General features: G+C 70.1%; 10 protein-coding genes. 6 read left to right on the forward strand and 4 right to left on the reverse strand.

Translation table 11 applies throughout. The features are described 5' to 3' along the window. Positions 1-151 precede the first annotated feature (151 nt). The 3 genes from MOV08_RS21850 (at position 152) to MOV08_RS21860 (ending at position 3,072) form a co-directional block, all read left to right on the forward strand. Entirely contained in the window at positions 152-622 is a 471-nt protein-coding gene (locus MOV08_RS21850; protein ID WP_016571781.1) for an SseB family protein, read from the forward strand. A 175-nt stretch (positions 623-797) separates the two neighbouring features. Further along, positions 798-1,751, forward strand: a complete 954-nt coding sequence (locus MOV08_RS21855) for a pirin family protein (RefSeq protein WP_039634872.1) — start codon at positions 798-800, stop codon at positions 1,749-1,751. A gap of 160 nt (positions 1,752-1,911) precedes the next feature. Further along, the gene (locus tag MOV08_RS21860; protein ID WP_275308603.1) at positions 1,912-3,072 is read left to right on the forward strand and encodes an AI-2E family transporter; all 1,161 of its coding nucleotides are present in this window, start codon (positions 1,912-1,914) and stop codon (positions 3,070-3,072) included. Here MOV08_RS21860 and MOV08_RS21865 read toward each other — a convergent pair. Next, positions 2,988-5,174: an ATP-binding SpoIIE family protein phosphatase gene (locus MOV08_RS21865; protein WP_275308604.1), complete on the reverse strand. Its 2,187-nt coding sequence runs from the start codon at positions 5,172-5,174 to the stop codon at positions 2,988-2,990. The genes MOV08_RS21860 and MOV08_RS21865 overlap by 85 nt on opposite strands. A gap of 271 nt (positions 5,175-5,445) precedes the next feature. Between MOV08_RS21865 and aspS the strand changes: the two genes are divergently transcribed. Further along, positions 5,446-7,233, forward strand: coding sequence for an aspartate--tRNA ligase (gene aspS, locus MOV08_RS21870; protein ID WP_039634878.1), 1,788 nt, complete (start codon positions 5,446-5,448; stop codon positions 7,231-7,233). 155 nt (positions 7,234-7,388) lie between these two features. Here aspS and metG read toward each other — a convergent pair whose 3' ends face one another. Both metG and MOV08_RS21880 read right to left on the reverse strand, forming a co-directional pair. Further along, positions 7,389-9,104, reverse strand: coding sequence for a methionine--tRNA ligase (gene metG / locus MOV08_RS21875; protein WP_039634880.1), 1,716 nt, complete (start codon positions 9,102-9,104; stop codon positions 7,389-7,391). A gap of 281 nt (positions 9,105-9,385) precedes the next feature. Continuing rightward, a complete protein-coding gene (locus MOV08_RS21880) occupies positions 9,386-10,939 on the reverse strand; it encodes a vWA domain-containing protein (protein ID WP_275308605.1) in 1,554 nt (517 codons plus the stop codon). 754 nt (positions 10,940-11,693) lie between these two features. Between MOV08_RS21880 and MOV08_RS21885 the strand changes: the two genes are divergently transcribed. Further along, entirely contained in the window at positions 11,694-12,974 is a 1,281-nt protein-coding gene (locus MOV08_RS21885) for an alpha/beta hydrolase (protein WP_275308606.1), read from the forward strand. Between the two features lie 158 nt (positions 12,975-13,132). On the opposite strand, the gene MOV08_RS21890 is transcribed toward MOV08_RS21885, so the two are convergent. Further along, positions 13,133-13,939 (reverse strand): polysaccharide deacetylase family protein, encoded by an 807-nt coding sequence (locus tag MOV08_RS21890; RefSeq protein WP_275308607.1) that lies wholly within the window; start codon positions 13,937-13,939, stop codon positions 13,133-13,135. Between the two features lie 308 nt (positions 13,940-14,247). Here MOV08_RS21890 and MOV08_RS21895 point away from each other — a divergent pair, with 308 nt between their 5' ends. After that, positions 14,248-14,979: an ABC transporter permease gene (locus MOV08_RS21895; RefSeq protein WP_039634886.1), complete on the forward strand. Its 732-nt coding sequence runs from the start codon at positions 14,248-14,250 to the stop codon at positions 14,977-14,979. The last annotated feature ends 6 nt before the right edge of the window (positions 14,980-14,985 follow it).

Below are 14,985 nucleotides of genomic sequence, written 5' to 3' on the forward strand. Positions count from 1 at the left end.
GAGGAAGACCTCGACGCGAGGAAGGGACCTCGATACGCAATACCAGCAAGTAGCTACGATGATGCTACCCATCAGTAATAAGAAGCAACCCCTAACGGCCGATCTGTGACGAGCGTCCCCCGCGCCACCCCGAATCAGTACGCTGTGGCGCATGTACGGCTACGACCAGAACGCGGGTGCCGGGCAGCAGTACGGAGCGCCGCCCCCGCCGCAGCAACCGGCCCCCGGGGGCTACGGCGAGCAGCCGCTGTATCCCGAGCCGTCCCCGCCCTCCCTCGCCGACGCGGTGCGGGCCTTCACGACCGGCTCGATGTCGGCCGAGGACTTCCAGGGCATCTTCTCGACGTCCAAGGTCTACTGCCCGCGCGGTGACAACCCCGGTTTCCTGGCGCTGCACAACACCCAGCAGCCGGTGATCCCGATGTTCACCTCGCTCAAGGAGCTGCGCCGGTACGCGGGCAAGGAGTCCAAGTACTTCGTGATCACCGGCGCCGAGGTGCTCGACCTGCTGCCGACCGGCTACGGATTCGTCCTCGACATGGAGGGCGACCACCGGATGGTCTTCGACGCGAAGGCCGTGGAGCAGATGGTCGACTTCGCCATGCGCCGGATGTACGGCTAGCCGGCATTGCCGGGCGGGCCGCCGATGATGCCCTCGGGCGGCCTGCCTCCAGCCCTTCTTCTCCCTGCTGACCTGCGGAAACCTTCATGGAGCCGAATCGGGAATGGCGCCTGCCTTGCCAGTTGTTCAGCTTTCAACTAACTTGTTTGAAGCGCGAACAACCGAGGAGGCCGTCATGCCCGCCGTGACCATAGAGAATCCGCTGACCCTGCCGAGGGTGGCCGCGCCCGCCGGGGCACGCACCCGGCCCGTGCTGACCGTCAACACCGCCCCGAGCGGTTTCGAGGGCGAGGGCTTCCCGGTGCGCCGCGCCTTCGCCGGGATCGCCTACCGGCACCTCGACCCGTTCATCATGATGGACCAGATGGGCGAGGTGGAGTACGCGCCCGGAGAGCCCAAGGGCACGCCCTGGCACCCGCACCGCGGCTTCGAGACCGTGACGTATCTGCTCGACGGCACGTTCGTGCACCGTGACTCGCACGGTGGCGGAGGTGTCATCAACGACGGCGACACCCAGTGGATGACGGCGGGCTCCGGCCTGCTGCACATCGAGGCGCCGCCGGAGTCGCTGGTGATGTCGGGCGGTCTCTTCCACGGCCTCCAGCTGTGGGTGAACCTCCCGAAGAGCGACAAGATGATGGCGCCGCGCTACCAGGACATCGGTGGCGGCCGGGTCAAGCTGCTGACCTCCGCCGACGGCGGTGCGCTGCTGCGGCTGATCGCCGGTGACATCGACGGTCACCAGGGGCCGGGCGTCACCCACACCCCCATCACGATGATCCATGTGACGGTGAGCCCGGGTGCCGAGGTCACGCTGCCCTGGCGTGCGGACTTCAACGGCCTCGCCTACGCCCTGGCCGGGCGTGGCACCGCCGGTGCGGAGGGTCGTCCGTTCCACATGGGCCAGGCGGTCGTCTTCGGAGAGGGCGACGCGCTCACGATCCGGGCCGATGAGAGCCAGGAGTCGCGCAGCCCGAACTTCGAGGTGGTGCTGCTGGGCGGGCTGCCGATCCGGGAGCCGATGATGCACTACGGACCGTTCGTCATGAACACCCACGCCGAACTGGCCCAAGCCTTCGAGGACTTCCAGGCCGGCCGGCTGGGCACGATTCCCGCTGACGCGCTATGAGCGGCCGCTGATCGCGGGATCGCGGGGGCGGTGTTTCACGTGAAACACCGCCCCCACACACGTGTTTCACGTGAAACGCCCCGCTGCGGGCCGCATCCCGGCCCGTGAGGGAGGCGCTCAATACGCCTCACCGGCCGCCCTGCCGTGGTGGACTGTCCAGGTGCGAAACGACTCGGATCAAGACCGGAGCGGCGCCGAGCCCGGCCGGCCGCCGCACTCTGCGCCCCTGCTCCCGATCGAGGCCCGCCGCGCCGCCGCGTGGTGTGCGGCCGGACTGCTGGTCGCGGCGGTGGTCGCCGTCGGCGTCTGGCTCTGCGTCGAGTTGAGTGCCGCGGTCACCCCCGTACTGCTGGCCCTGCTCGGCAGTGCGCTGCTCGGTCCGGTGTACCGGCGGCTGGTGGCGATGCGGCTCAACCGTTCGTTGGCCGCCGGGCTGACCTGCGCCCTTCTGATGGTCGTGGTCGGTGGCGCCGGATACGTCGTGGTCAGCGCGCTGGTCGACACCGGGGACCAGATCATCGCCTCGCTCAAGGACGCGGCGGCGGATCTCACCAAACACTTCGGAGTGGCGGGGGATTCACTCAGCGATCTCGCCACCAACGCCAAGACGCTGGTCGGCAAGTTCGGCAGCACCGCCGCCTCCGGGCTGCTGGCCGGCGTGAGCATCGTGGGACAGTTCATCGCCGCCGCGGTGCTGGCCCTGCTACTGACGTTCTTCTTCCTGCGCGACTCGGACAAGGCGGTCGGTGCGCTGCACGACTGGTCGCCGGGCAACTCGGCCCCTCAGCTGGAACGGATGGCCCGCCGCGGCTTCCAGTCCATCGAGGGCTTCATGCGCGGCACCACCTTCATCGCGCTGATCGACGCCATCTGCATCACCGTCGGCCTGCTGATCCTGGACGTTCCCGGTGCGCTCGGCCTGGGCGCGCTGGTCTTCGTCGGCGCCTACATCCCCTACCTCGGCGCGTTCATCTCGGGCGCCGTGGCGATCCTGGTGGCCTTCGCGGACCGGGGCGTCGTGATCGCGCTCTGGGCGCTCGGCGTGGTCCTCGCCGTCCAGGTGCTGGAGGGCCACGTGCTCCAGCCCATGATCCAGAGCCGTACGGTCCAGATGCATCCGGCGGTCGTCATGCTGGCGATCACCGCGGGCGCGAGCGTCGCCGGGATCCTCGGCATGCTGCTGTCCGTCCCGCTCACCGCGGCGATCTCCGGCGTCCTGCACGAACTGCGCAAGCACTACGCGGCGGGCTCGGAGACGGACTCCTCGTCGCCGGACGACACCGCGCCGGGCGACTCCCCCGCCGCCCCGGCGTCCTCGTAGAGCTCGAACCACGTCGACTTGCCGTCCCCGCGCGGTTCCACTCCCCACGCCCCGGCCAGCAGTTCCAGCAGCACCAGGCCGCGCCCCGAGGACGCCAGCTCACCGGGCCGGCGGCGGTGCGGCAGTTCGTCGCTGCCGTCGGCGACCTCGACCCGGAGGCGCCGGGTACCGCGCTCGCCGGAGACCTCGGCCACCAACAGCGCGTCCCCGTCGGTGTGCATCAGCACATTGGTGACGATCTCGGAGACCAGCAGGGCCGCGGAATCCACCTGGTCCGGGTCGCGCCAGTCGTGCAGCACATCGCGCATCTGGCGGCGCGCCGCGGCGATCCGCTCGGGCTCCGCCTGCGCGACGGAGAACACGGTGCGCCGCCCGGGCCGCTGCGCGAGCCGGTCCCCGGCGCCCACGCCGCAGCTGGCACCCTCGCGGGAGAGCAGCAGCAGGGCGATGTCGTCCTCGCGACGGTCCACCAGCGGACCGGTGGTGTGGTGCGACGACGGGCCGTGCACCGCCTGGACCAGGGCGTCGGCCAGCTGCTCCAGGCTCTCCGCACCGCCTTCGTCGGTCCCGGTCCCGTGCGTCTCGAAGACGTCGCGCAGCCGTCCCCAGCCGGTCTCCAGGTCGTGCCCGCCGGTCTCGATCAGCCCGTCGGTGCAGACCAGCATGGTCTCGCCGGGCTCCAGCACGATCCGGGTGGTGGGGTAGTCGCCGTCCGGGTCGATGCCCAGCGGCAGCCCGCCCGAGGTGGGCCGGATCATCACCGCGCCGTCGGCCATCCGGATCGCCGGGTCCGGGTGCCCGGCCCGCGCCACGTCGAGCGATCCGGTGGCCGGGTCGACCTCTATGTACAGGCAGGTCGCGAAGCGCTGGTCCTCGCCGTGGCCGCGGAACTCGGTCTCGTTGATCCCGGCGAGGAAGCGGGAGGCGCGGGAGAGCACCGCGTCGGGGTGATGCCCCTCGGAGGCGTAGGCGCGCAGCGCGATCCGCAGCTGCCCCATCAGGCCCGCGGCCCGTACGTCATGGCCCTGGACGTCCCCGATGACCAGCGCGATCCGCCCGGACGGCAGCGGGATCATGTCGTACCAGTCGCCGCCGACCTCCAGTCCGCCGCCGGTCGGGACATAGCGGGCCGCGACCGTCATCCCGGGGATGTCCGGCTGCACCGTCGGCATCATGCTCCGCTGGAGTCCCACGGCCAGCTCGTGCTGCGACTCCTGCACCCCGGCCCTGGCCAGTGCCTGGGCCAGCATCCGGGCGACGGTGGTCAGCACCGAGCGCTCGTCCGGGGTGAAGCTGACCGGCTGGGCGAACCCGGCCATCCAGGCGCCGATCGTCCGGCCCGCGTTCACCAGCGGCAGATACGCCCAGGACGTGCGGTCGAGATCGGCGGCCAGGGGCCAGGTGGCGGGGTAGCGGCGCTGGTAGTCCTCCGGGGTGGGCAGGTAGATGGCCCGGCCGGTGCGCACCACCTCGGCGGCGGGGTAGTCGGTCTCCAGCATCATCTCGGAGAAGGGCAGCTCGTCGCCGGGGAGGCGCCCGTGGTGGCCGATCACCGAGAGCCGGTCGCCCCGGATGCCGAAGACCGCCAGGCCGTCCGGCATGAGCCCGGGCATGGAGAGCCCGGCCGCGACCCGCAGCACCTCGGCCGTGGACCGCGCCTCGGCCAGCGCCCGGCCCGCGTCCAGCAGGAACGCCTCGCGCGAGCGGTGCCAGTCGCCGGTGACCGGGGCCCGTGCCGCGGAGGTGCCGGGCTGTGGCTCGGGCACCTCCTGGAGGGTGCCGACCAGTTCGAAGTCGCCGTTGACGATCCGGGGCCGGGAGCGGGAGCGGACGACGCGCAGCACCCGCCCGCGCTCGTCCACGATGCGCAGCCGTGCCTCGGCGACCGTCCCCTCGGAGACCGCGAGCTGGACGACACCGTTGATCTCGGCGAAGTCGACGGGATGAAAACGGGAGCGCACGGCGGCCTCGGTGAGTTCGGCCGGCTCGGCGGGAAGCCCCAGCAGCCGGGCCGCTTCCGCGTCGAGGGTCACTCGGCCGGATGCGTTGTCCCAGCGCCACAGGCCGGTCGCGATGGCGGCCAGGAGGTCCTTGGTGCGCATTGCATCACTTTAGGGGGATTTGACGTGGCCCGACCAGCGAGCCGGACGTGACCATCGTCGCAGCCCGGAGGCCCGGTTTCACGCCGGGGGGACTGTGATGGGTATATGTCAACCAGCTCGCCGGAGCCGGGCGGTAACCTGGAGCGGTTATGCCACTCCTGGGGTGGTCTTTCGGGTGATCCACAAGGCGATCGATCGGGCACGCGAGCCTGCTATCTCCCCTTCCCGCCCGTCAGCTCCCCACCTCGACTCGCGACGACTTGGATGAGCGATGCATCGGTACCGGTCCCATAACTGCGGCGAGCTCCGAGCCGCGGACGTCGACACCGACGTCCGTCTCAGCGGCTGGCTGCACAATCGACGTGACCTGGGCGGCATCCTCTTCATCGATCTGCGCGACCACTACGGTCTCGTGCAGCTCGTCGCCCGCCCCGGCACCCCGGCCAACGAGGTTCTCGGCTCGCTGACCAAGGAGACCGTCGTCCGCATCGACGGCAAGGTCAGCGCCCGTGGCACCGAGAACGTCAACCCCGACCTGCCGACCGGCGAGATCGAGATCGAGGTCGGCGAGGTCGAGGTGCTCGGCGCCGCCGAGCAGATCCCGTTCACGATCAACGCCGAGGACGGTGTCAACGAGGAGAAGCGCCTCGAATACCGCTTCCTCGACCTGCGCCGCGAGCGCATGCACCGCAACATCATGCTGCGCACGGCCGTGATCTCCGCGATCCGGCACAAGATGGTGGCCCTCGGCTTCAACGAGATGGCGACCCCGATCCTGTCCGCGACCTCCCCCGAGGGCGCCCGCGACTTCCTGGTCCCGTCCCGTGTGCACGCCGGCAGGTTCTACGCGCTGCCGCAGGCCCCGCAGCAGTTCAAGCAGCTGCTGATGATCGCCGGCTTCGACCGCTACTTCCAGATCGCGCCCTGCTTCCGCGACGAGGACGCCCGCGCGGACCGCTCGCCGGGCGAGTTCTACCAGCTCGACGTCGAGATGAGCTTCGTCGAGCAGGAGGACGTCTTCCAGCCGATCGAGCAGCTGATGACCGAGCTCTTCACCGAGTTCGGCAACGGCCGCACGGTCACCTCGCCCTTCCCGCGCATCCCGTTCCGCGAGGCGATGCTCAAGTACGGCTCCGACAAGCCGGACCTGCGCGCCGAGCTGGAGCTGGTGGACGTCACCGACGTCTTCGCGAACTCCGGATTCAAGGCGTTCGCCGGCAAGCACGTCCGCGCCCTGGCCGTGCCGGACACCGCCGACCAGCCGCGGAAGTTCTTCGACCAGCTGGGCGACTTCGCCGTCGCGCAGGGCGCCAAGGGCCTGGCGTGGGTCCGCGTCGGCGAGGACAACGCGCTCGCCGGCCCGATCGCCAAGTTCCTCACCGACGACGACGTCAAGGCGCTGGTCACGGCCCTCGACCTGAAGCCCGGTCACGCCGTCTTCTTCGGCGCCGGCGACTTCGACGAGGTCTCCAAGATCATGGGCGCGGTGCGCGTCGAGGCCGCCAAGCGCGCCGGCCACTTCGTGGAGAACGAGTTCCGCTTCTGCTGGATCGTCGACTTCCCGATGTTCGAGCGCGACGCCGACACCGGCAAGATCGAGTTCTCCCACAACCCGTTCTCCATGCCGCAGGGCGGCCTGGAGGCGCTGGAGACCAAGGACCCGCTGGACATCCTCGCCTGGCAGTACGACATCGTCTGCAACGGCACCGAGCTGTCCTCCGGCGCGATCCGGAACCACGAGCCGGACGTCATGTACAAGGCGTTCGCGATCGCCGGTTACGACAAGGAGACCGTGGAGGCCGAGTTCGGCGGCATGCTCCGCGCCTTCAAGTTCGGCGCCCCGCCGCACGGTGGCATCGCCCCCGGCGTCGACCGGATCGTCATGCTGCTCGCCGACGAGCCCAACATCCGCGAGACCATCGCCTTCCCGCTCAACGGCAACGCGCAGGACCTCCTGATGGGCGCCCCGTCCGAGGTCGACGAGGCCCGCCTCAAGGAGCTGCACCTGAGCATCCGCACCGGCCCGGCGAAGCCGACGCCGTACAAGCCGACCAAGTAGGACGGCGTACAGGGGCCCGGGACCGCGGTGGTGGTCCCGGGCCCCTGCGCATCCCCCGGGGAATGACCGCCGCCGTGGGCCCCATACGAAGGACGCCCCCGGACCGAACGGTCCAGGGGCGTCCCTTCTGCGTTGTCAGCTCCGCGCGTCGGGCGTCAGCCCTCGTCGCCGCCGAACCGCTCCCGGTAGGTCTCCAGGTCATCCTCGGTGATCTTCGCGAAGAGCACCGGCGGCACCGTGAACGGCGTCCCGGCGGGCACGAACGTCAGCGCCTTGGCCTCGTCCTGCGACACCCACGCGGCCGTGTCGCCCTCCAGAGCGAACGCGCCCCGCATGGCCTTCGCCGACGCCGGGATGAACGGCTCGGAGACCACCGAGTAGAGGTGGATCAGGTTCATCGCGGTCCGCAGCGTCAGCGCCGCCGCGTCCTTGTCCGTCTTGATCTCCAGCCACGGGGCCTTCTCCTCCAGGTAGGAGTTGCCCGCGCTCCACAGGGCGCGCAGCGCGGCCGACGCCTTGCGGAACTGGAGCGCCTCCATGTGGCCCTCGTACTCGGCGAGCAGCCCGGCGATCTCCTCGCCCAGCTTCTGCTCGGCGGCCCCGGCCTCGGCGCCCGCCGGCACGTCGTCGCCGAACCGCTTCCGGGAGAACGACAGCACCCGGTTGACGAAGTTGCCGAGGGTGTCGGCCAGGTCCTTGTTGACCGAGGACGAGAACAGCTCCCAGGTGAAGGACGTGTCGTCGGACTCCGGGGCGTGCGCCATCAGGAAGTAGCGCCAGTAGTCGGCCGGCAGCAGCTCCAGCGCCGCATCGGTGAAGATGCCGCGCTTCTGCGAGGTGGAGAACTTCCCGCCGTAGTAGTTGAGCCAGTTGAACGCCTTGAGGAAGTCGACCCGCTTCCACGGCTCGCGGGTCCCCAGCTGCGTCGCCGGGAACATCACGCTGTGGAACGGCACGTTGTCCTTGGCCATGAACTCCGTGTAGCGGACGTCGTCGGCCTCGTACCACCACGACTTCCAGTCGCGCTCCTCCGGCGCCTGGTCCGCCCACTCCTTCGTCGAGCCGATGTACTCGATCGGGGCGTCGAACCAGACGTAGAAGACCTTGCCCTCGGCGGCCAGCTCCGGCCACACGTCGGCCGGCACCGGCACGCCCCAGTCCAGGTCGCGGGTGATCGCCCGGTCCTGGAGGCCCTCGGTCAGCCACTTGTGGGCGATGGACGACGCCAGGGTCGGCCATTCCTTGCTGCCGTTGCCGGCCAGCCAGCCCTCGACCTCGTGCTGGAGCTTCGACTGGAGCAGGAAGAGGTGCTTGGTCTCGCGCACCTCCAGGTCACCGCTGCCGCTGATCGCCGAGCGGGCGTCGATCAGGTCCGTCGGGTCCAGGACCCGGGTGCAGTTCTCGCACTGGTCGCCGCGCGCCTTGTCGTAGCCGCAGTGCGGGCAGGTGCCGACGATGTAGCGGTCGGGCAGGAAGCGGCCGTCGGCGTTCGAGTAGACCTGGCGGATGGCCCGCTCTTCGATGAAGCCGTTCTCGTGCAGCTTGCGCGCGAAGTGCTGGGTCAGCTCGACGTTCTCCTGCGAGGAGCTCCGGCCGAAGTGGTCGAACTCCAACCCGAAGCCGTCGTAGATCGCCTTCTGCTTGTGGTGCTGCTCGGTGCAGAACTCGGCGACGGACTGCCCCGCGTCCTTCGCCGCCAGCTCGGCGGGCGTGCCGTGCTCGTCGGTCGCGCAGATGTAGAGGACGTCGTGACCGCGCTGCCGCAGGTACCGGGAGTACACATCGGCCGGGAGCATGGACCCCACCATGTTGCCCAGGTGCTTGATCCCGTTGATGTACGGAAGGGCGCTGGTGATGAGGTGTCGAGCCATTGCCGGCTGCTCCCAAGTCGCTACGGTGAGTGATGATTTGCTTTACGCAACGTCAATATCGTACTGGACGGGGTAGGGGTCCCCGCTCGAGCATTTTCGGGCCCGGAAGGGGGCCGCGAGCGGTGACTCGCCCGCTCGTTCCACGGGAAACCGGCCCCATGTCCCTCTCCGTCCATCATCACGCACACGGCCTGCGCCCTTCTGCCCTGTTTCACGTGAAACAGCCGCGGCCGGACCCGATCGGGTCCGGCCGCGGCCTGAGAGGCGGGAGGTGCCGTGGGTCAGCCGTCCTTGAGGACCTTGGCGGTGCGGGCCTCGGTCAGCCACTCCGGGAACTCGACCATCAGCTGCTGGTAGAACTCGTCGTGGGAGAGGCCGCGGGGGTCGCGGCCGGCGTGGAAGAAGCCGGCGTTGTCGACGACGCGCTTCTCCGGGACGGTCAGATCGTCGAGCTTGCGGAGGAAGTCGAAGCCCTTCGCCTCCGGGTCACCGAAGCCGATGAACTGCCAGAAGATGGGGAGCCCGGCCGCCTCGCACAGGGCCCGCTCGGCGGCGGGCTTGGACGTCGGTGCGCCGTCGGTCTGGAAGATGACGAACGCGGGGTGGGCGGAACCCGACTTCTTGTAGTGCTCGACGACGGCCTCGATGGCCCAGTGGTAGTTCGTCCGGCCCATGTGGCCGAGGCCGGAGTGCAGCTCCTCGATCCGGCCCTCGTAGGTGGTGAGGTCCAGATCGGCGGTGCCGTCCACGTCGGTGGAGAAGAAGACGACCGGGACGGTGGCCTTGTCGTCGAAGTGCGCGGAGAGGCTGAGAGCCTGCTCGGCGAGGTGCTGGACGGTGCCGTCCTTGTAGTAGTTGCGCATCGAGCCGGAGCGGTCGAGAACCAGGTAGACCGTGGCGCGCTGCTGGGTGAGCTGGTGCTTCTCCAGCGTGGCCCGTGCCGCGTCGTAGAGCGGGAGGAGGGCGGGGGCGACCGCCGCGACCGGGTGGGGTGCGCCGGTGGCGGGAGCCTGCTCCGCGGTCTCAGCGGGCGCGGTGACCTCGCCGGGCTCCGCGACCTCGACGGTCTCTGTGACCTCGGCGGCCGGCTCGGGGGTCGGCTCGGCGGCGGCTTCGGTGGCTGCCGCCGCCGGAGCGTCGGCGACCTCGGGCGTCGCTTCTGCCTCGGCCTTCTCGGTCTCTTCCTGGGCCTGCTCCACCGGGGCCTGGGCCTGGGCCGGTGCGTCCTCCGTGTCGGAGGGCCGGTCCGCCGCCTGGGTGTCGAACGCCTGGCTGACCAGGTCGGCGGCGCTGTCGGCGGCGGCCGGAGCGGCGTCGGACCCCGACCCGCGCTCATCCTTCGTCGTGGGCTCTTCCGCGAGCTCCTTGGCGGTGGCCGCTTCCTCGCGCGGGGCCTCGGGCGTCCCCGTGCCCGGGTCCGCGACCGCCTCCGTGTCCTCGTCGGTCTCCTTGTCGGCGGCCTGGGGCTGGGGCGCCTCGGCCGTCGGCTTCGTGGCCTCGGGGGCGGGCGCCGGCTCGTCCCGCACGGGAGCCTCGTCCCGTACGGGTGCCTCCTCCTTCGCCGCGGGCTCCGGTGTGTGCTCAACCGGCCGGCTCTGGGCGGGCAGTGAGGCGGTGACCGGCGCCGGCGCGGGCGTGGACTCGGCGGGTGCCGTGCGGGCGGCCGGGACCTCGACCTCGGGCGCCGCGGCAGCCGGAGCCGGGGTGGATTCCTCGCGGGCTTCCGGGATGGTTGCCGATTCCGGCTTGTCGGTGCTGTCCCGGGCCGCGCCGGAACCGTCGCGGGTCGCCTTGGAGCGACCAAAGGCGTTGCGCAGCAGACTCCGAATGCCCATCGGCTGACCTCTCTTGCGTGTGGTGGGTGCGGCGAATGTCCGTGAAGCACGGACATGTCCCTGACCAGGACGGATACGTAAGGGTAGCGGCCTGCACCGGCTTGATCGTGGGAACCCGCGCCTCGCATGGTGGGCCATACGGGGGTGTTGGGCGAGGATGCGGTTTCGGCCAGCGCGTCGCCGGTCCGGAAAACGCACGCAGGGCGAGGGAAATTGTGCACGCATCCTTTGCGGAAAAGCCCCGATTGATCGTTAAAAAGGGACGACGTGACCGTTTGCAGGACGGGTCTTGATCCCCCGCATGGTGCGGAAGTGGCGTATGGCGTGCTCAATGTGGCGGATAGCGAAATTGTCGGGGATGTCGACGCGGGATGCTGCTGCGACCCGAAGCGCGGCGATGCAACTGGCGTGGTGTTCGGGCCAGTTCGGGACGGGGGCGGGGAGGCGGTTCGGTCCGCGGTGCTCTCGGTGTCGAAGAGGACGTCTTGTCGCCAGGTGTTCACCGGCACGTCGTTTCACGTGAAACATGCACGTGGTTCCGTCGGTTGTGACGGACCTCCCGGCCCCGCCCACGCACATCACGTGGGGGAAACGAACAGGCAAGAGCTCGGTAAGAAGTAAGTCGTGCAGGTATCCGATTCCCGGATGCGCCCGTCTTCTCCGGTGACCATTGTCCTGAGCCGCCCGTTGTGCCTCGGGGGGCGGCCGGTGAGAAGGCAAGAACCCTTTCGAGGGTGACGGGAGATGTGGGCGCATGGGGCTGACCAGTCAGTCGCTCGAAATCACGGTGATCGTGCTGGCGGTGGTCTGTGTTGCCGCGACGGTGTGGCTCTGGCCCCGACTGTCGCGGAACGGGTGGCGCCACGTGTTGGGGAGGCTGGGGGCCATCGTGGTCACCCAGCTGTCGATCGTGTCCGCGCTCGCCCTCGCGGTGAACGCGAATTTCGAGTTCTACGGCAACTGGGACGAGTTGCTGGGCAACAACGAGCAGGCCCCGGCCTCGGTGAGCCAGGGCGACGGGCAGTACGCCACGGTCGGCAACATCAAGGGCGGGCTGATCCAGCCCGCCGGCCCCCAGGGGCTCGACCGGGTGACCGGACTGCCGCAGGGACCCGCCAGCAAGGTGGGCAAGGTCGAGTCCGTACGGATCATCGGCCGTCGCACCCGGGCCATCAACCCGGGCTTCGTGTATCTGCCGCCGCAGTACTTCCAGCAGCAGTTCCACCGGCAGCGCTTCCCCGTCATGGTCGTCATCAGCGGCTACCCGGGCGGGATCATGAACCTCGCGCAGCATCTCCAGATCCCGCAGAACGCGGGCCAGTTGATCGCGCAGGGCAAGATGCAGCCGACCGTGATCGTCATGGTGCGGCCGACGATCGCGCCGCCGCGCGACACCGAGTGCGTGGACGTGCCGGGCGGTCCGCAGGCCGAGACGTTCTTCACCAAGGATCTGCCGGACGCCATGAAGTCGGCCTACCGGGTGGGCCATGACCCGAGCGCCTGGGGCGCGTTCGGGTACTCGTCCGGTGGTACCTGCTCGCTTCAGCTGGCGATGCGCAACCCGAAGGCGTACACCTCGGCGGTCTCGCTCTCCGGCGACTACGCGATCAAGGACGACCTCACCACCGGGAGCCTCTTCGGTCCCGGCCCGACGGGCGCCCAGCACCAGCGCGAGCACGATCTGCTGTGGCGGCTGCAGAACCTGCCCTCGCCGCAGGTCTCGGTGCTGGTGGCCAGCAGCCGCCAGGGCGAGTCGGACTACGGCGACACCATGAAGTTCATCCACGCGGTGAAGCCGCCGATGCGGGTCGACTCGATCATCCTGCCCCACGGCAGCCACCAGTTCGGGACCTGGCGGCGGGAGGTCGTACCGGCCCTGGAGTGGCAGAGCCAGCAGCTGACCTTCCCGCAGGACACCGAGCCGAACCCGCCGCAGAAGCCGGCGCCCGGGCAGACGAAGGGCGTGGCCAAGGGGCAGGCGCCCGCCGACGACCGGTCCCACAAGCAGGTGGAGGCCGAGCGCCCTCGGGGGTGAGGTGAGTGCCGCCCGGGGCGGCAGCATGCGCAAGGGGGCGCCGGACCGTTCCGGCGCCCCCTTCGTCGTACGGCCGGTCCCCCGTGCGAGGACGCCGTTCTGTCCCCGGCCGCTCACCGCCCGCTCCGTGGGGTCCCGCCCCAACGGGACCCGCCGGCTCACGGCCGGTAGGCCATCCCCGGTTCCGGCTTCGCCGGGGAGAGCAGCTGGGACACGGTGACGACCGTGTAGCCGCGCTTCTTGAGCTCCTTGAGGATGCCGGGGACGGCCGGCACGGTGCCCTTGTAGATGTCGTGGAGCAGGATGATGCCGTCGCGCTTGGTCTGGTCGAGCACCCGCTTGGTGATCAGCGCCGAGTCGGTGGTCTCGTAGTCCTTGGCGGTCACGCTCCACAGGACCTGCGCCAGACCGAGTTCCTTGCTGATCTCGGAGACCGTGCCGTCGGTCCGGCCCTGCGGCGGGCGCATCAGCGTCGGCGTCTTGCCGGTGATCTTGCGGACCTCGTCCTGGACCCGGGACAGCTCGCGCTTGGCCTCGTCCGGCTTGATCTCCGTGAGGATCTGGTGGGACCAGGTGTGGTTGGCCAGCTCATGGCCCTCGGCGTCGATCCGCTTCACCTCGGCGGGGCGCTCGGCGATGTGGTTCTTGCCGAGCATGAAGAACGTGGCGTGGGCCTTGTTCTCCTTGAGGATGTCCAGCAGCCGGTTGGTGTTCTCGCTTGGGCCCGCGTCGAAGGTCAGCGCCACGCACTTGGCCTTGCGGCAGTCGACGTCGCCGCCGGCGTCCCCGCCCTTGGTGTCCTTGGCGTCCTTGGTCTTCACGTCGGCCGCCGGGGCGTCGGCCCGCGCGTCGGCCGGTGCGGTGACGTCGTAGCTGGCGCAGCCGCTGAGGGCCAGGGCCAGGGAGGCGGCCGTCAGCAGCCCGACCATGGACGAGCGGCGGGCCGCGGATATCTGCTTCGGCATGCGATGTCTTTCCTGGAGTCGTTCGCGGGGGTGCTGGCTGCTGTGGCGTGCTCGGCGTTCTTCCTCGAAGCCCTTCGCTCACGGGTGGTCCCCGGGACGTCGGCGACCCGGGGTCCGGGCACGGCGAAGCGGACGCGGACGGGCCATCGGCCCGGCGCGCCGAACGTCTGCCGTACGGACTCCAAGGACTATACACATAAGGTACACACCCCGTGTATAGGCGGGGCGGGGTGTGACGCGACGCGTGCGACAGCCCGATCGGGTGCGCCCCGCGCGACACCCCGCCGCGTCCGCGGTGGACTGCTGCTGTGACCGCCCCGCCGGACGACTGCCTGGCCCGCAACGACTGGATCTGCGGCGACTACCTGAGCACCCGCCGCCAGATCCTGCTCGACGCGGTCGGCCAGCATGTGCAGTTGACCGTGGTCTCGGTGGGGCTCGGGCTGGTGATCGCGCTCCCGCTGGCGCTGCTGGCCCGACGTCGGCGCTGGACGGTCGGTCCGGTGCTCGGCATCACCACCGTGGTCTACACGATCCCCTCGCTGGCGATGTTCTCGCTGTTGCTGCCGGTCTACGGGCTCTCCGCCACCCTCGTCGTGGTCGGCCTCGCCCTCTACTCGCTCACCCTTCTGGTCCGGAACATCCTGGCGGGGCTGGACGGTGTCCCGGCCGGAACCAAGGAGGCCGCCCGCGGCATGGGCTACGGGCCGATGCGGCAACTGCTGACCGTGGAACTGCCGCTGGCGGTGCCCGCCGCCATGGCCGGACTGCGCATCGCCACGGTCTCCGCGGTCGCCCTGACCACCGTCGGCGCGATCGTCGGGTACGGCGGGCTGGGCAACCTCATCTACGCGGGCATGAACGCCTACTTCAAGGCGCAGGTGCTGACCGCGTCCGTGCTCTGCGTGCTGATCGCGGTCGCCTTCGACCTGCTGCTGCTCGGCGTGGAGCGGCTGCTCACACCGTGGCGACGGGCGGGCCGGACCCCGCGACCGGCGCGCGGGAGGAGGCTGCCCACCGCCTCCGGACGGCGGGCATGAGTTTCC

This window comes from Streptomyces yunnanensis (assembly GCF_029011865.1).
Lineage (GTDB): Bacteria > Actinomycetota > Actinomycetes > Streptomycetales > Streptomycetaceae > Streptomyces > Streptomyces yunnanensis.